The organism is Mucilaginibacter sp. UR6-11, from assembly GCF_020880695.1.
GTDB lineage: Bacteria > Bacteroidota > Bacteroidia > Sphingobacteriales > Sphingobacteriaceae > Mucilaginibacter.
On record NZ_JAJIWO010000001.1, the window covers coordinates 446833 to 464126 of the forward strand.

Here is a 17294-nt window from a genome sequence, read left to right on the forward strand (position 1 = left end):
TTGGTGTCTGATTTTCTATTTATTTTACCATTCAAAGCTTACCTTAACCCCCTCAGGGTTATTATCAAAGCTTAGCAGGCTGGTTTTGCCAATATTGTCCCATGACTTTTTAAAGTCTGTTATAGCCCTACCGCTGGCATTAGTAATGGTAATTTTCCGGGGTTCGGCCGGTGTTAAAACGCGCATTACGTTAACCGTATTGAGCGGGCTCTTTGCGATAAATGAATAGCGTCTTTTGCCTGCCCGTTCATCATATACACGGGCAGCGGTTGCCAATACCTGGGGCATTTGTGGGTTTGCTACCCGGTTAATATTATAAAAATATCCCTGCTCTCCCGGCTTGATCTGTTTCGCGGTTAATATGGGCAATGTAGGGTCGTACAGATCAATCAGCTTACCTTTGATGGTGTACGGTTCGGCAGTTACACCTTCGTCCAGCACCGATACAATATCATACGGGCCACGCGCCAGGTAAAAACTGTTTTTGTATTCTACTTTTTGACCTGTTGCTTGTTGGTATAAAGCCTCAACCTTATAACGCAGCTCGTCGTCCCTGTCGCTTTCCAGCACAAATTCTTTGGGGTCTCTGCGGATGATACATATTTTACCTTTGTCAACAGTATAGGTTCCGGCTTTGGGATTTTGGCCTATGGCTAATTTATCAAACAGGTCATCAGCCGGACATTTGTATTTTTTGCCGCCCTTGTTCCACCATTCCTGTACCGATTGAAACGGGTCGTCATCACGGCCCGAATAAACAATTACACCGCCATTGCGCACCCATTTTGCCAGCTGTTCATGTGCTTCTTCGGCGGGCGGTTTCATGTTTGCGTATGACATCAGCAATACCCTGGTATCCTTTAAGGCCTTCTCAAAACCCAGGTTCTCTATATGGACGATATCTACCGGAACGCCCCTTTTCAGGAACGGGAGGGCCTCGCCGTAAAAGTTTGACAACTGCGGGTCCATCAGTTTATTGTTTGACGGCACGCGGTTAAACATGCCCGATGTTTCGTAAAAATCCGAGAAATAAGGATCGGCCCATGCCTTGCCATCATCGTGCGTAGGCAGGCGCTGAAACATCAGCGAGTTACCCATCATTATACTGATACCCTGCGTACCCGATGTTTTATTGGTTGATGCTTTAATGTCATTTAGTGAATTGATCATCACCAGCAATTGCGTAGAATAGCTTTTAGGCATCCCCGCCCGCTCATTGCTGGTTTTGCTCACAAAATACTTGCCGTCAAAAATGCGGTCGGGCCACGGCATTACCTCATAATTATCAATATCCGGAAAGAACAGCCCGGCAGTAAAAGTAGTCTGGTAATTTTTTTTATAATCGCTCCAGTCGCGGCGCGTATCCTCAACCGGGTCATTTTCAAAGAACAGTTTGCGGTTGGTCGGCGCGGTCATTGACCTCATGCAGCTGTACTCCAAAAACGCGGTTTCAAATGAACGCTCCCGGGCGATGCCGTTAAAATAATTGGGCTCGCGCGCAGTACCGGTCCATGATTGTACAATATAACCATCAACACAATCCAAAGAGGCCAAACTGGCTTCGGGGCTTACTATCTGCCATAACGAATAATTTAAAAGTGAGTGGGTAGGCACATAGCAACGCACGTTTATGCCTTTGCTTTTACCATATTCTTTGGCATAGGTAAATGATTCTTTTAGCGCGCGGTAGTACAGATAATATTTAAGCTTGTTTGACAGGTAAGTATTTTCTGCCGATTCATGCTGTGGCCGCCAATCGAAACCATAATAATCTTTCCATTCGCGTTTAAAAGCTTCGCTATAGCCTGATTTTGCCCAATACTCGGGTTCTTCTAAATAGATGGCGTCAATGCTGTTATCAATAACTTTCTTTATTACCTGCTCTTTAAAATACTTCAGGAAATTCATGGTAGGGACAATGTAGGGCATGTTTTTTCCGTGCCATACGGTATCTCCGTTCATTTGTACCTGGCCCTCATCAAAATGACGCTTGCTATCCCACTTACCTAAAAAATAATCCTGGTAGCCACCCCACGCCATGCCGGTCATGAAAGCAGTTTTATAGCCATGGTCGCGCCATGATTGTACACGCTGCGCAAAGGTCATCCCCGGCCTGTCGCCATGACCATAAATTATAGCTACATCTGAGCGGGTATCTGTAGACGGTTTCCAGGCACCTGATGTTTGAAAGGTGGTCTTCTCCTGATTAACGGTATTAATTCCGTTTTTTGAAGCGGTTTGCGCCCATCCGGCTGTAGTTATTAATGCTAAAAGTACAACGCCGCTACCGGCAATTATTCTTTTACCATGAGTTTTTGCCTTTGCTGACATAAATGGTTACGGTTATAATTGGATAGCCCTAAATTAGGTTTTATTGGTATTCAACTCTGTATCAATTTTGTTTCGTTTTAACGATCAGTTAATGCAAATAACGTTTAATCAAATTTGAGATCGGCCCATTACCTGTTTTATTGAACCACATTTGCTGCTAAGGCCAACTGCCCAATCAATTCTATTATAGTTTGTCGTGCAGAGGTTTATACCGGCATAGTAACGTAACAGTTTTACTACAGGTTATGACGTTACGCATAAATTTATAAATTTGACATAACCATTAAACCCAATTTAATAACAGTTATGAAGAATAATCAATTATCCAGACGCCGGTTTATTGGCACCGGCGCCCTGGCCGCTACAGGAATGATGTTCCTGTCGAAAGCATCTTTTGCTCATCATATATCAGGCATCGCCGATAAACCAAATTCGGTTATTGAGGGGGTGCAGATAGGCGTTATAACCTATTCATTCAGAAGCATGCCCGGCAGTGTCGAAGATGTGTTGAAATACTGCGTGGACAGCAATATCAATGCAATGGAGTTGATGGGTGACGCTGCCGAAGCTTATGCAGGTATACCCACGCATGTATCGGGCCAATCCCGCGATGATTATAACAAAGCGGTGGCCCAATGGCGCGCCACTGTACCTATGGATAAATTTGTTGAGCTGCGTAAAATGTACAAAGATGCAGGTGTAACTATTTACGCATGGAAACCAAGTGCATTAGAGCCACATAATACCGATGAGGAAATTATTTATGCTTTTAACGCCGGTAAAGCTCTTGGCGCAAGCCATGTTACCGTGGAGCTTGGTAATGAAGCACAAACCAAACGTTTAGGCGATTTGGCAACCATACACAAAATGAAAGTAGGCTATCACGCCCATACACAAGCGACCCCTACTTTATGGGATACAGCTTTAAGCCAGTCAAAATACAATTGCATTAACCTGGATATCGGTCACTACACTTCCGGAACAAGCAGCAGCCCGATTCCGTTTATTGAAAAAAATCACGAACGTATAGTTAGTATGCACCTAAAAGACCGTAAATATCATGACGGACCAAATATGCCCTGGGGCGAGGGTGATACACCGATAAAAGAGGTGCTACAACTCATCAAAAAAAATAAGTATAAGTTCCCGGCTACAATCGAGTTAGAGTATAATATCCCAAAAGGATCAGACGCTGTCGCCGAGGTGAAAAAATGCCGCGAATATGCTGTACAGGCTTTAAAAGCTTAATATAACGGCCGGCTAATTATTGCACCGCAATATTGCGGTGCAATAATTTTAAAATTCAACTATAAATCCTTCTTTTATTATCACATTATTTACACCTGCGTTAGGTAACCGGGTGCCCGCATTGCTCATGTGTCTTATCCCGAAACGTGTGTCGGCATATAATCCTTTGTACAATTTAATGTTAAGGCCCGCAAAAAGATTGTTTGAAAACAAAAAACCGCTCATTTGCCGGTGTGGCACACCTGAAGCATAATGCGGACCGGTGCTTAAAGATAAATAATAACTAAACTGGGAGCCCGAAATACTTTTTCTGTATAAAAATCCCACATTCAATCCAAATTCATAGCCATCCAGAAACTCGGTCGACTCGGGGTATAAGCCATATTTATTAACGTTATATTGCGGCTGCATCAGCAAGTCAAGCTCAGACAATCTGTTTCTTTTTATCGTGCGATAATACTGCAACTCATAAAACCTTACGTGATAGTAGTAGTTAGTGGCCACTGCAAAACCTTTGTTGCCTATCCCCGCCAGCTGGCCCAGGTATTGTGTGCCGATGCCGGTTACAAAGCCCAGGCTGTTTTTCCTGTTGACAGATAAGGTGTCCTGCGCAAACAGCGTTTTAACAGAACAAAAAACATTCAGACCAATCATTACTATTAGTGTTTTGTTGTTCACGTAAATCCGTTTTAATTAACGCAGTAGTTACGGCCAACAGGACAGCTTAGTTGCCTTAGTACAGGAGCTGTTTACCCATAAAAAAAGCGGATAATTAATTATCCGCTTTTTAATTTATTGTTTGCCTTTTATCTGGTAATCGGCAGGAGGTTCTGCACCCAGTAGGTTTTTTACAAAATAATCCCAGCGCCGGCGCATCATATAGTAGGAATATTGACCATACCCATGCGGGCTGTTAGGGAATATAACCAGATCGTAGTTTTTATTAGCCTTTTCAAGCGCCTCTACAACCAATAATGTGTTTTGCGGCGGTACGTTATCGTCCATTAAGCCATGGGCCAGCATTAGCTTACCCTTAAGGTTTTTTGCCAGGCTTTGGTTAGCCTGTGCGGCGTAGTCAGCGTTTTCAACCAAGCCATTATAACGCTCACCCCAATTATCCTCATAATTAAGGTTTTCATGATTACCTGATTCTGATATCCCCACTTTAAAAAAGTCGGGATAACGAAACATGGCCCCGGCGGTTGCAAAACCACCGCCCGAGTGTCCCCATATACCTACCCTGTCCAGATCCAGGTACGGATATTTGGACGCCAACTGTTTAATGCCGGTAACCTGGTCGGCCAGTGTATTGTCGGCCATGTTGCCGTAAGCCATATCATGGAAACTTTTTGAGCGAAGCGGATTGCTGGTGCCCTCAATTTCAACAACAATAAATCCCAGTTCGGCCAGCGCCCCGTTATCACCCCTGGCACTTGCAAACGACCAGCTACCCACACTACCACCCTGCGGACCGGGATAGATATAATCAATAACCGGGTATTTTTTATTAGGATCAAGTTTGGATGGAACCCACATTAAACCATAAATATCGGTTTTACCGTCATGCGCCTTTACAGAAAATGGTATGGTGGCTTTCCAGCCTTTGGCTATAAGTTTGGTTATATCGGTTTTTTCCAGTTCAACAATTTGTTTGCCCTGCAGGTTGCGCAGAACCGTAACAGCCGGTACGTCGGGCTTAGAGTAAGTGTCAACGATATAATTACCCAGTGGCGAGAAATTAGCCGTATGGTTACCGGCTCCCGGTGTAAGCACGGTAAAACCTTTACCGTCAAATCCAATTTTACACAACTGGCTAAAATAAGGATTCTCTTCCTCCAGGCCGTCGGCAGTAAAGTAGATAACGCGTTTTTTTTCATCCACCTTAACCACATTGGTTACCACCCAGTTGCCTTTGGTTACCTGGTTCTTTAACTTGCCGGTTGCAGCGTCATATAAATAAAGATGGCCCCAGTTATCCCGTTCAGAGAACCAAAGGATCTCGTTGGTTTTACTCAGGTAGCGCCAGTTAACCGCATCCCAGCCCGATTCGAACTGGGTCGGTACTGTTTCTTCAAACACCTCGCGCACAATGCCGGTTCCGGCATCTGCCATGCGTACTTTAGCCTGTTTATGATCGCGGTTGGTTGATACAAATACCAGCTTGGCGGCGTCATCGCTCCAATACACATCTGCCCATTTATTGCCGTCTTTAATATCATCACTTAAAGTTGACCGGTGCGGATCAGGAGCAATATTTAACCTGATCACTCTTGGATTATCAACATCGATAATAACCCTGGTAAGCATGGGGATCTCTTTATCGCCGGGCAGCGGATATTTCCAGGCTTTTAAAGTGGGCGCACCAACCTTGGTAGGCACCAGGTACATATCATTTACCTTGCGCTCGTCCTGCTGAAAGGTGGCGATCTTCTTTGAATCGGGCGACCAAATTAATATCGGCCGCTCGCCCTGTGCCCAACCCGCATTGTCCGTAGCGTAGCCATCATCTTTTACCCCGTCGGTAGTTAACTGGGTTTGCTGATTGGTTTTAACATCGCGCACCCATAAATTAAAATCTTTAATAAATGCGGCACGCTTTCCGTTTGGCGATAGAACTTCATTGGGATTACCACCCGCATTGGCCGCACCACGGCGACCGCGCGTGCCGGCCATAGTTACGGCCCTTATGGTACTTGTATCCGGAGTAACCCGGTTATTTTCAAATCTCCATTGCTTGTCATCGGCCACGAAAATAACGCCTTTACCATCCGCAGAAAAACTGATGGACTGGAAAGGCAGTTCGGCAGCTGTATATTGCCTACCGGTTGCGGTTGACAATGCGGCCGCTAATTTTTGATGATCAAAAGCTGCGGTTTTGGTGCCTTTTGCGGGATTAAATAAAATAAATTGATTGCCCTCTGTAGCCGGAGTGCGATAGTAAAACCTGTCGTCGGGCAGCCAGTTGGGGTGTATGCGGGTATGCTCTATCAGCGGCTCGGTGTTATAGCTAAGCATGCTCTCGGCATGCTCATAATCTTTAGCGGTTAAAACAGGGCGTTGCTGGGCATGCACGGTCAATGCCATAGCCAACGGAACGGCAGTTAGAAAAAACTTATTCATAGCGTATAATAAGACAGTTAAATTTAGGCAACCAATATACGGCTATTAATAAATTTTTCAAGTACCGGTTAAAAGTATCAATCAAGGTTGATCCATCAATTAGCAGAACCGGCAACCAAAGAAAAGAAATTTCTGTTTAATCGTTGACTTCAATTAACCAACCCTGGCAAATCCTCTTAGCGTTTAAAACAGGTTACTTTTGCGTATCCAGCAGGATAGATAATTCGCCGGCGACTTTATGTGCAAGCGCGCTAAAACCGCTTGGTATAGGGTGCGTACCGTCACCGCCCTGATAATACTCCGGATGTTCGATGGCCAGTGTCCACAGGTCATCTACTTTAATATCTTTTTGCGTAGCGATATAATCCAAAGCAATTTTATTGCGCTCTTTTACACGCCCGGTTTTAGGATCCAATATATTGGCGTCAGCTGCGGAGCGCATTGGCGTAGTTGTTGCCCAAATTAATCTGGCTTTAGGCGCGCCCTTACGTATGGCTTTTACAAAACCGGGAAAAGCTTTTTTATATTCCTCTTCAGTATAACCAAAACCATGCAGGCCATTGTTAAAATGAACGATATCAAATTTATAATAGCTCATAATAAGCGCTATTTCTTTATTTAAAGCAGGATCACAAATACTTTTCGACGTAGATAAGCGGGCAACATAGGCTTTTCCATCCAGCAGCTTTACTACTTCGGGATAGTAGCCACGGGATATAGAGTTACCTATCAGCAATATCCGCGGTAAGCTATGGTTATTGGTATTGGGCATGTATGCGTCAATCCATTCAATATCTTCTCTTACAGGGTCTTTGTCCTGAGCCATTAACGGCATCGCGACCGCAAATAACAAAACAGCTGTTAATGTTATACTTATAAACTTCATATATCTGTTTTAACGGGCTTATCTTCTTTTGATTCTTCGTCGGGGCCATGACGTTCAACAATGACGGTACATTCGCCAATCAAGGCGGCTATAGCGCCTACCGCTGCAAGCATCGGCATTAAAAAAACGCCAACCACGCCCAACGTCAGCGGGAAATTTGCTATTTCTTTACCTGCCTTATCCGCAATGGTTATACGGGTTATATTACCTTCGGCTATAAGTTCTTTTACTTTTTTGAGTAAGCTTTCGCCGTTTATCGAGAAAAATTCTTTGTCAGCCATGATATTCGGTTTTAATTCAATGAAGGTACTGATTTTATAAATAAATAAACCTCCTAAAAACTATTGCAACAATAGTTGGTTTACACTTTTATGGAAACCAACAGACTATCACCAGCGCTGGCACAGGCGCTAAATGACCAAATGACCAACGAGGCGCATAACGCGCAGATATACCTGGCTTATGCCTCATGGGCAAGCGATAAAGGATATGATGGTATTGCAAACTTCCTCTTCAGGCACGCCAATGAGGAACGCAACCATATGATGAAGTTCCTGGAATATATTTTAAAACGCGGCGCAAAAGTAGTTGTTACGGCTATACCCGCGCCGGGGGCCCGACCCGATAACCGTAAATGACTGTTTTGAAAAAGTATTCCAGTCGGAAGTTGAAAACACCAGCAGGATCTATCGCATTGTTGAAATGAGTATGGCCGAAAAAGACTGGGCCACCTGGAATTTTATGCAATGGTTTGTTAAAGAACAAACAGAAGAAGAAACATTAGCCATGGACCTGCTAAATAAAATAAAAGTTGCCGGCGGCGCCAATGCCAAAGACGAGGCACTTTATGCATTGGATAAAGACTTGGCAACCACGCCGGATGATGCTGCGCTGGCACAGGACGCCACTGTCGAAAATCCATAACGGCTGCTACGTTTACCTATAATAACATGGAAAGGCGAACAATTAATTGTTCGCCTTTTTTTATTCAGATTCAGGTGATTATTTGTTGCTCAGGTTTGCAACAAAACGCGCCGTTGACAGTTTTACTTACAAACAAAATACCCAGCTATGGAAAAATTTGAAATATCAGTAACAGTTGACAACGAGAATCAGCATTTCGAAATACGCGACTATATGCATCACGAGGGAGAACAATGCAAATATGAAGTATTTAAAGACAACCTGTTTATTGGCAGCTTTGAACCCGACAATCATAAAATTTTGCATGTCTGCAAAAATCCCGGGATAGTACCCGAGGATGTTTTACACCAGATAGCAGAACAGCTGGAAGGATATAATATTTAACAGCAATAATTTTTAGGCTACATTTAGGATATGAAAAAATATTATATCCTGATCTTTTTGTTCTTTGCCGGTTTAATAAGTTCGGCAATCAATCCCCACGATTATTTTACCTGGATACTGGAAGTTTTCCCGGCAATTATTGGTTTTGCGGTACTGGCCTTTACATTTAAACGGTTTAAGTTTACTACCCTAACTTACGCAGCAATATTATTTCATTGCTACGTGTTATTTGTAGGCGGGCATTATACCTATGCACAGGTACCGCTGTTTAATTGGGTTCGCGACGTTTTCCACCAATCGCGTAATAATTATGACAAGCTCGGTCATTTTATACAAGGGTTTGTGCCGGCAATGATAACCCGCGAAATATTTATCCGCCAAAACGTAATACAAAAGAAAAACTGGGTGCCTGTTTTAACAGTAACCGTTTGCATGGGCATCAGTATGCTTTATGAATTTCTGGAATGGTTTGTAGCAATAACCTCGGGCCAGTCAGGCGATTCGTTTTTAGGAACCCAGGGCGATATCTGGGATACCCAATCTGATATGCTTTTTGCTACCGTCGGTGCCATAGCCATGGTTACACTGCTATCTAAAATACAGGACAAAGCTATTACTGAAAATTAAAAACACTTAAAGACACTCATTATCAATATTTTACTATTGACATTTATAAAATTTTAATTTATATTAGGCATGTTTAACACTAACCTTCACAGTCATGCCCAATCATCTTTCACTACTCGGAATTTTCCATACCGCCATCAGCATATTTGCGCTTTTTGCCGGCGCTTTTTGTTTATATAAAGACGGAAAAATTGTCCCTGAAAACAATAACGGCAAACTATATATATTATTAACTGCCATAACGTGTTTAACGGCATTCCCTATCATGAAAACAGGGCATTTTACCGTTGCGCATGGCGTCGGGGTAGTCATCCTGATATTATTGCCAATGGGGATATATGCAAAGTCCGTCCGTTTTTTGGGGAAATTTAAGCCGCAGGTACAAATAATAATTATGTCGGCAACGTTATATCTTTCATTTATACCTGCTATTGTTGAAACACTCACCAGGGTGCCTATATCACATCCCATTGCAACGGGTCCTAATGACCCCATAATTCAAACCGGGTTGGGCATACTAACCATCGTCTTTCTTGGCGGCGTGGTTTACCAGTTAATTAAATTAAGATCACGAAAAAAATCAGCTCAATCTCCTGATGGGGAAATCATGCTCAATCAATAACAGGATATGTCTCTAATTAGCCCTTTATATGTCTCAATTACACCCGCTGTATCAAAAAACAAGGCGGTACATTTGTTGATATACTAAAGCAAGAAACACATGAGCAAGATAACCCCGTTTTTATGGTTCGACGATAACCTGGACGAAGCCATAAAATTTTATACTTCGGTTTTTAAAAATTCAAAACTGCTTTTCGAGGTAAAATATGGCGATGCCGGCCCCGGACCAAAAGGGACCACCATGACTGCAACTTTTGAGTTAGAGGGACAAAAGCTGATGGCCCTAAATGGCGGCCCCATGTTTAAATTTACCGAAGCGATTTCGCTGTTTGTAAACTGCGATAACCAGGAAGAGATAGATTACTATTGGGAAAGCCTGTCCGCCGGTGGCAGTAAAAGCCAGTGCGGCTGGCTCAAAGACAAATTTGGTTTATCCTGGCAAATTGTGCCTGCAAACTTAATCCAGTTACTCCATAATAACGATCCGCAAAAAGCCAATAATGTTATGCTAGCTATGCTTAAAATGAGTAAACTTGATATTGCTGTATTGGAACAAGCCGGGAAATAGCTCCGAAAAGACCGCGCGCCTAGCTTAAAAGAAAAAATAAGATCATCCGGCCCTCTCCTATGACGGAGGGGGTTGGGTGAGATAATAAATTCCCTACCTTTACTGCATGGCAGTATCAGCTACAGATCAGATCAAACAAATAAGGCTATCGTTATTTATAAACCTGGCAATGACGGTATACGCAGTTTGCACCCTGGTAGACGCCCTGCAAACCGGCGTGGTATGGCGCATCATTTGTTCGGGCGTCGGATCAGTGTTTTTCCTGTCCATTTTTATTATGCTTGTTTTAAGGCTCATCAAATTAAGCAAGGCCGGTTAGCCTGTAATTTTTAGTTTTATGAGCAGCTGAATATCGGCGTATGATAATTATTCGTATTTTTTTTGGAACTTTATCGCCGTAACTCAAACTCCCGAAATTAGACGCGATGAAGAAAATAACCGAACAAAACGCCGCAAAATATACACTGGTATTAATTATTGTTACGTTTTTTGTTCGCCTGCTGATTGCTGCCTATACTGGTTTAGGTAACGGCGAGTCGTATTATTTTCGAGGCGCTATTCACCTGGACTGGAGCTATTTCGACCAACCGCCACTGTTTTTTTGGCTGGGCGGGTTAAGCATCCGGATATTAGGTTTAACTAACCTGGGCCTGCGTTTCCCTGATGTGTTAATGTTTGCGGGTACCAGCTGGCTGCTGTTTATTTTATCGCGTAAGTTGTTTAATGCTGCTGCCGGTTTTTGGGCCGTAACTATCATGAATTTAAGCGCGCTGTTTACCGTAGGCGTGGCCTGCTGGTACCAACCCGATGCGCCGCTGATGTTTTTCTGGCTGTTAAGTACCTGGTATATTGTAAAAGTATTGGGCATCGGTGATAAACCCATCGACCCTAAAACCAACCGCGGCAAAATATACTGGCTGTGGATAGTAATAGGCATCTGTATGGGCCTTGCAACTTTAAGCAAGTACCATGTGCTGTTTTTATTTGCAGGGGTGTTTATGTTTATGCTCACCAATAAAAAACACCGCCATTGGTTAGCGCATCCGGGACCATACCTGGCTATCATAATAACCATTTTGATGGCTACGCCAGTGATATGGTGGAACTATAAAAACAACTGGGTATCATTTGTTTGGCAGGGATCAAGGGCCGGCACACGCGATGCACCTTTTCAGATCCATTTTGACTGGTTCCTTCGCAGTATTTTAGGGCAGGCGGTTTGGCTGTTGCCATGGATCTGGTGGCCAACTATTAAAGAACTTTTTGTATCATGGAAAGAGCGGGCGAAGGCCGAATATGGCTTTAACTTCTGGATGTCTGTATTACCCATCGTATTCTTTACGGTGCTTACTTTATGGGCTGATCTGCAATATCATTTCCACTGGCAGGCGCCCGGCTATATGATGCTGTTTATGCCGCTGGGATATGCTATTGATAAAAAATTAAATAGCGCAGATAATAAACAGATCAGATCAACCAAAAGATGGCTCAATTTTTCTGTTTACTTTACGGTGATTACGATAACCGTACTGGGTTTTCACCTGGTTACGGGGTTTTGGCAAAGTTATGGCCCAAAATGGATAGTGAGCCTGGGCGGTGGTAAAATTGACCCAACTATTCAGGGTGTTGATTATGATGACATCATGACCCGCTTTGAAAAGGAGGGCTGGATCAATAACAAAAATGTTTTTGCAGGCAGTACCCGCTGGTGGCTTGCCGGCAAGGTAGACTGGGCGCTGAAAGGTAAAAAGGACATCATCTGCTTTAACCGCGATCCGCGCAACCTGGCCTTCCTGGTTGATCCCAAGACATTAATAGGTAAGGATGCCGTTATCATCGGCGAAGCACACGCTTATGACGAAACCATTAATGACGATGGCAAGCCTTTTTTTGACAGCATTACCAAACTAGCCGATATCCCCATCATCCGCGGCGGAATTGTAGAGGAACACTTACAGGTTTATTACTGTAAAAACTTTCACCAGTCGGCCATCAAGTTACCTGATTATCCGCTGTACCGGCAGTTGATGGGATTGCCACCGTTTGGGAAATAGATCAAGAACGCAAAACAGTAAATATCTATATGTCAATAGCTTACTTGGCATTCCACCTAAACTTTTGAATGCCAATGCCGGCGAACACAATGATATAACCTACACAAACCAAAACCGCCAGGGTAGTATCATTATTCCATTGAGCCGGTTCCATACTGGCGGCCAGCATCATTTTAACAGAGCCATAAGGTGAATATCTTATAATTTGCTTTATACGGGGGCTGAATGAGCTCAAGTCGCCAACCATACCCACCATGATAAATAAGAAATAGGTAATGCGCGTGGTTGCATTTATAGTTTCAAAGTTTTTAATTAAACCCACTATCAACTGGCCAAGGCTCAGGTAAACCGCGCCGCCTAAAATAGCTACACAAAATGTTAATAAATAGCCTTGTAGCGAGAGTTCAATCCTGTCGTACTGGTACCCTACGATAAAAACTGCTAGCGTCAGCACCATAATCATGATCAGCTGAATACAGATACGGCTGGTCATGATAGCCCAGGTTGGCACCGGGGCCACCCGCAAACGCTGAAAGATTCCCTTATCCCTGTCGCGGGCTACAGACAAAGTATAACCCATCAAGCCTATAGCGATCAATCCAATGGCAATTGATGTAGCAAGTACAAAAGGGCCACCTTTATATTTTACTATTGCTTTCCAGGTTACCAATATGATTAACGGCACCAATAAGGATATAACGGCAGACCGGCGATTACTTAACAATGTGGCCATATCTGCCTTAAACAATGTTTTAAATACAGCTGATGCTTTAGGTATAGTTGTAGTTTCCATTTTGTTCAAATTAGTCGCGCACCGCGGTGCCGGTTAGTCCAATAAATACATCCTCTAAAGTAATTTTGCCACGTCGCGACACGGCTATCACTTCCGGGTTGTCGCGGTGTTTGTCTATCAGCGCCTGCGGAGTATCAATAGCTATCACCCGGCCATGATCTATGATAGCTATCCGGTCGCAAACGGCTTCGGCTTCTTCCATAGAGTGAGTGGTTAATAAAACGGCATGTCCTTTATCTTTGATGGCTTCAATACGCTCCCAAAGCTGGCGGCGCGATTGCGGGTCGAGGCCCGTTGTAGGCTCGTCCAGCAACACCAGTTTGGGGTTGTGGATCGTTGCGATAACCAGCGACACCCGCTGCTGTTGTCCGCCTGATAGCTGCCCGAATTTTTTATTTGCGGCATCTTCCAGTTTAATTTCTTTCAGGATTTCCTTGATCTCGTTTTTGCTTTTAGGCACCCCGTAAATCCCCGAAAACAATTGCAGGATCTGCACCACATTAAGCTCGGGCTGGAAGCTGGTTGACTGCAGCTGTACCCCCATTGAGGCTTTTGCAAATAACGGTTTTGTCTGGGCATCCTGCCCGTCAACCATAATAATGCCTGTTTTAAATTTAATCAGGCCCTCAATAGCGCTTAAGGTACTGGTTTTCCCGGCGCCGTTAGGGCCGAGCAGGCCGAATATTTCGCCTTGTAATACATTAAAGCCTACATCCTGAACTGCTACAACATTACCGTAAGTAACGCCGAGGCTCTCAACTTTTAAAATATATTTATCCTGCTCAACTGCCATAGTTATGATACTTTGTTGGTTAGATTGCGTCGATTGTATATTATTACAATCACAGCAACTAAATGTATAAAAAACTCCGATAAATTCCGGCATCAACAAGATGTGGTGGATTTTACCGGAGCAGATCTATGGGATTTAATCTCTACTAAAACTCAAACCAGAGTGTATTACTCACCGGTTGGCCGGTTGCCTGTGTTTTTTGGCTTTGCGGCCCCATTTGTTTTGCCGCCTGGAACTTGGTACCAATAGCGCTTATGGTATTTAAAAACCCGATACTGCCATCGGGGAACGGTGGCTCGACATTGTTGTTCTTCAGCGCATCCTCTTCGCGGGCGGGTTTGTATAGCTGCAGGAACATATCTTTACTATCTGTATAAACCGTAAACGGCGACTCCTTATTTTCAATCACCACCCAGTTAACTTCGCCGTGGTAACCTTTAAACTCGGGGTACCCCCAGGTTTCGCCGGTGATGGTGTTGTTATAGGCTTTGTGCCATACACCAAACTGCTGGCCCGGCACACGGTTTTTCCAGACGCGGTAGGGCCCGCGCCCCATCCATTTCATACCAGTTACCTTCTCTTCGGGATAATTAAAGGTGATGCCCATAAAGTCAACATCGCCAGATTGGGCATAGCTGTATTGTAACTTAACCGGCTTACCTGCTTCAAAAAGCCACTGCACATGCAGTGTTGCACCTTTACCTGTATAACTGACGCTAAACGAGCATTTTTTCTGTATACCGGCATAATTAAAGCCTTTCATCGCCATATTAACCCCGGCCAATACCGGTCCTCCTGATAGCGAGATCGTTTTATCACCCTTAACCACTTTTTCAATATAGCCGGTAGCTTTATCGAAATAGTATTGCTTTCCGTCAACCGTTATAATCAAATCATGCTCAGTTTCTGTTTTAACTATATCCGCTTTAGCCGCAATAACAGGCGCCCTGGCGATACTTACCGGCGATTTGACAGCCCAGCTCCAGGTAAACAGTTCTTCGCCCTTAGGGCCATAGGCTGTGAGATACAGCGCATCGTCTTTTGTCCAGGTTGCCGGCAAGTGCAGGTTTAACAGGCCCTTTTGGCCCGGGAGCAACTCTAATGGTAGTGGCGCACCTGTGGCAGTGATGATTGCTCTGGTACTTTTATCCTGTGCCGATGGCAGTTTAACCAGCTTCCATTTAAACTTACACTGGCTCAGTTTGGTTACTGCATAACGGTTTTCTACAGCTATCTTTCCGTCAAAGTTTTTATCAATTGGTTTTGGCTGGATATAAACCGGCGACCAGATCTCTTTGATGGTATAAAAACTCGCCTCTTTCTCGCGGTGCGGACCCAGTATGCCGTCGGGTGCGCGGTTGCCGTTGCCGTCGTAGGTATTGTTCTTGTCGGTACGGATTACGGACTCGTCCACGAAGGCCCAGATAAAACCACCGGCCGCATGCGGATACAACATCATCTGGCTCCAGAAATCTTCCAGCCCTGCACCTGCCCCGCCGTCATATAAACCATGCATAAACTCGGTAGGCATAAAAACATCCCTGCCGGTGTTTACCGTTTTCATGATATAGTTATAATCCGGGTAATGGTGCGTATCCATATTGTTAAAGTTTGACCATGGATGCAAAACAACCCGTTTTTGCGGATCATATAGCCCATAATCACCGTCGAGCTGAAAATTGAAACCGCCTTCATTACCATTATCCCAAAACAAAATGGCAGGGTGGTTAACATCGCGGGTCACCATTTCTTTAACCAGCTTATGGCCAACCAGGGTATCATATTTTGATTGCCAGCCGGTAAGCTCATCCAATACATAAATACCTAACGAATCGCAAACATCCAGGAAATCCTGATCAGGCGGATAATGCGACATCCGCACCGCGTTATTGTTCATCTCCTTCATCAGCTTAACATCCATTAGCTGCAATTTTTTGCTTAGGGTGCGGCCGGTCTCGGGCCAGAAGCTGTGGCGGCAGGTACCTTTTAATATGGTTTTAGCGCCGTTTACATATAAGCCGTCCTGTGGGCGCAGCTCTACCGTACGGAAACCAAATTTTTGTTTAACACTATGTATAACGCTGCCTTTGTTTTTTATGCTTACGACCACCTGGTACAGGTTTGGAAACTCGGCGCTCCACAATAAAGGTTTATTGAAGTTGTTTTTCAGCTCCAGATGATCTGCTGTCGCATCAGCCGTTACCGCAACAGGCTTACCCATGTTTTGGCCAGTTAGTGTTTGAACCTGTGCTTCAACCGTTTGATTAGCTTGCAGATGTTTAGCGTAAACATCCATTTGGAAAGAGCCATCGGCTTTGGCATTAACGGCCATATGGTCTATATAGGTACCCGGTACAACTTCCAGGTAAACCGGGCGATAGATCCCGCCGAAAACCCAGAAATCGCTACGGTTGCGCTCGGCGTCATTCACGGATGATTCGGCCGACATTTTGTCCACCGTAACTTCCAGCAGGTTTTGCGCATTGAGCTTTACCAAACCAGTTATGTCATATTTAAACCGGTAAAAGCTGCCCTGGTGTACAGGGCCGGCTTCTTTACCGTTTATCATCACTTTGGTATCGGTCATTGCGCCTTCAAAAACGATGAATACCCGTTTGCCTGACCATGCGCCCGTGGTAAACTCATGTTTGTACAGGCCTGACTCGTGTGCTTTATCTTTATCGCCGCCGTAATTGTAGCTGCCGAAGCCCTGCAATTCCCAGTTTGACGGCACGGCTATTTTTGTCCACTTGCCGCTTTGCCTGCCGCCGGTACAAAAAAAGTCCCATTGCACGGTATGGTCCTTATCCGTGCCTGATAAATATTGGGTGATGGTTGATTGCGCAAATGAGCTTAGAGAAATAAACAGCACAAGACCGGCAACAAAACACTTCTTCATAATTAGATTTGAAATTGATTTAATTACTGCTAAGCTAACAATACCA

Annotated in this window: 17 protein-coding genes; 9 read left to right on the top strand and 8 right to left on the bottom strand. The window is 44.2% G+C overall.

Annotated features, from left to right (window positions below):
* Positions 1-24 precede the first annotated feature (24 nt).
* Positions 25-2331 (bottom strand): hypothetical protein, encoded by a 2307-nt coding sequence (locus LJ658_RS02100; RefSeq protein ID WP_230544801.1) that lies wholly within the window; start codon positions 2329-2331, stop codon positions 25-27.
* A 306-nt stretch (positions 2332-2637) separates the two neighbouring features.
* Here LJ658_RS02100 and LJ658_RS02105 point away from each other — a divergent pair, with 306 nt between their 5' ends.
* Positions 2638-3579 carry a sugar phosphate isomerase/epimerase gene (locus LJ658_RS02105; protein WP_230544802.1) on the top strand — a complete coding sequence of 314 codons (942 nt, stop codon included), beginning with the start codon at positions 2638-2640 and terminating at the stop codon, positions 3577-3579.
* 48 nt (positions 3580-3627) lie between these two features.
* On the opposite strand, the gene LJ658_RS02110 is transcribed toward LJ658_RS02105, so the two are convergent.
* The 4 genes from LJ658_RS02110 to LJ658_RS02125 form a co-directional block, all read right to left on the bottom strand.
* Entirely contained in the window at positions 3628-4233 is a 606-nt protein-coding gene (locus LJ658_RS02110) for an acyloxyacyl hydrolase (RefSeq protein ID WP_230544803.1), read from the bottom strand.
* A 138-nt stretch (positions 4234-4371) separates the two neighbouring features.
* On the bottom strand, positions 4372-6699 hold the full coding sequence (locus LJ658_RS02115; protein WP_230544804.1) for a DPP IV N-terminal domain-containing protein: 2328 nt from the start codon (positions 6697-6699) through the stop codon (positions 4372-4374).
* A gap of 193 nt (positions 6700-6892) precedes the next feature.
* Positions 6893-7585 carry an SGNH/GDSL hydrolase family protein gene (locus LJ658_RS02120; RefSeq protein ID WP_230544805.1) on the bottom strand — a complete coding sequence of 231 codons (693 nt, stop codon included), beginning with the start codon at positions 7583-7585 and terminating at the stop codon, positions 6893-6895.
* Positions 7582-7866, bottom strand: a complete 285-nt coding sequence (locus LJ658_RS02125) for a DUF4342 domain-containing protein (RefSeq protein WP_230544806.1) — start codon at positions 7864-7866, stop codon at positions 7582-7584. The genes LJ658_RS02120 and LJ658_RS02125 overlap by 4 nt, the downstream gene beginning before the upstream one ends.
* Positions 7867-7956: 90 nt before the next feature.
* Here LJ658_RS02125 and LJ658_RS20410 point away from each other — a divergent pair, with 90 nt between their 5' ends.
* The 8 genes from LJ658_RS20410 to LJ658_RS02160 all read left to right on the top strand — a co-directional run bounded on the left by LJ658_RS20410 (position 7957) and on the right by LJ658_RS02160 (position 12763).
* Positions 7957-8223, top strand: coding sequence for a ferritin (locus LJ658_RS20410; protein ID WP_255670392.1), 267 nt, complete (start codon positions 7957-7959; stop codon positions 8221-8223).
* Positions 8174-8509 (top strand): ferritin, encoded by a 336-nt coding sequence (locus tag LJ658_RS02130; RefSeq protein ID WP_255670393.1) that lies wholly within the window; start codon positions 8174-8176, stop codon positions 8507-8509. Before LJ658_RS20410 ends, LJ658_RS02130 begins: the two co-directional genes overlap by 50 nt.
* A 147-nt stretch (positions 8510-8656) precedes the next feature.
* Positions 8657-8893: a hypothetical protein gene (locus LJ658_RS02135; RefSeq protein ID WP_230544807.1), complete on the top strand. Its 237-nt coding sequence runs from the start codon at positions 8657-8659 to the stop codon at positions 8891-8893.
* A 30-nt stretch (positions 8894-8923) separates the two neighbouring features.
* Positions 8924-9520: a DUF2238 domain-containing protein gene (locus LJ658_RS02140; protein ID WP_230544808.1), complete on the top strand. Its 597-nt coding sequence runs from the start codon at positions 8924-8926 to the stop codon at positions 9518-9520.
* Between the two features lie 94 nt (positions 9521-9614).
* Positions 9615-10142 (top strand): hypothetical protein, encoded by a 528-nt coding sequence (locus LJ658_RS02145; RefSeq protein WP_230544809.1) that lies wholly within the window; start codon positions 9615-9617, stop codon positions 10140-10142.
* Positions 10143-10241: 99 nt separating this feature from the next.
* Positions 10242-10709 (top strand): VOC family protein, encoded by a 468-nt coding sequence (locus LJ658_RS02150; protein ID WP_230544810.1) that lies wholly within the window; start codon positions 10242-10244, stop codon positions 10707-10709.
* A 106-nt stretch (positions 10710-10815) separates the two neighbouring features.
* A complete protein-coding gene (locus LJ658_RS02155) occupies positions 10816-11028 on the top strand; it encodes a hypothetical protein (protein ID WP_230544811.1) in 213 nt (70 codons plus the stop codon).
* Between the two features lie 106 nt (positions 11029-11134).
* A complete protein-coding gene (locus tag LJ658_RS02160) occupies positions 11135-12763 on the top strand; it encodes a glycosyltransferase family 39 protein (protein WP_230544812.1) in 1629 nt (542 codons plus the stop codon).
* 40 nt (positions 12764-12803) lie between these two features.
* Here the strand turns inward: LJ658_RS02160 and LJ658_RS02165 are convergent, their stop codons facing one another.
* From LJ658_RS02165 to LJ658_RS02175, 3 genes are all read right to left on the bottom strand, one after another.
* On the bottom strand, positions 12804-13556 hold the full coding sequence (locus LJ658_RS02165; protein ID WP_230544813.1) for an ABC transporter permease: 753 nt from the start codon (positions 13554-13556) through the stop codon (positions 12804-12806).
* Positions 13557-13566: 10 nt separating this feature from the next.
* On the bottom strand, positions 13567-14349 hold the full coding sequence (locus LJ658_RS02170) for an ABC transporter ATP-binding protein (protein WP_230544814.1): 783 nt from the start codon (positions 14347-14349) through the stop codon (positions 13567-13569).
* A gap of 145 nt (positions 14350-14494) precedes the next feature.
* Positions 14495-17248 (bottom strand): glycoside hydrolase family 2 protein, encoded by a 2754-nt coding sequence (locus LJ658_RS02175; RefSeq protein ID WP_230544815.1) that lies wholly within the window; start codon positions 17246-17248, stop codon positions 14495-14497.
* Positions 17249-17294 lie beyond the last annotated feature (46 nt).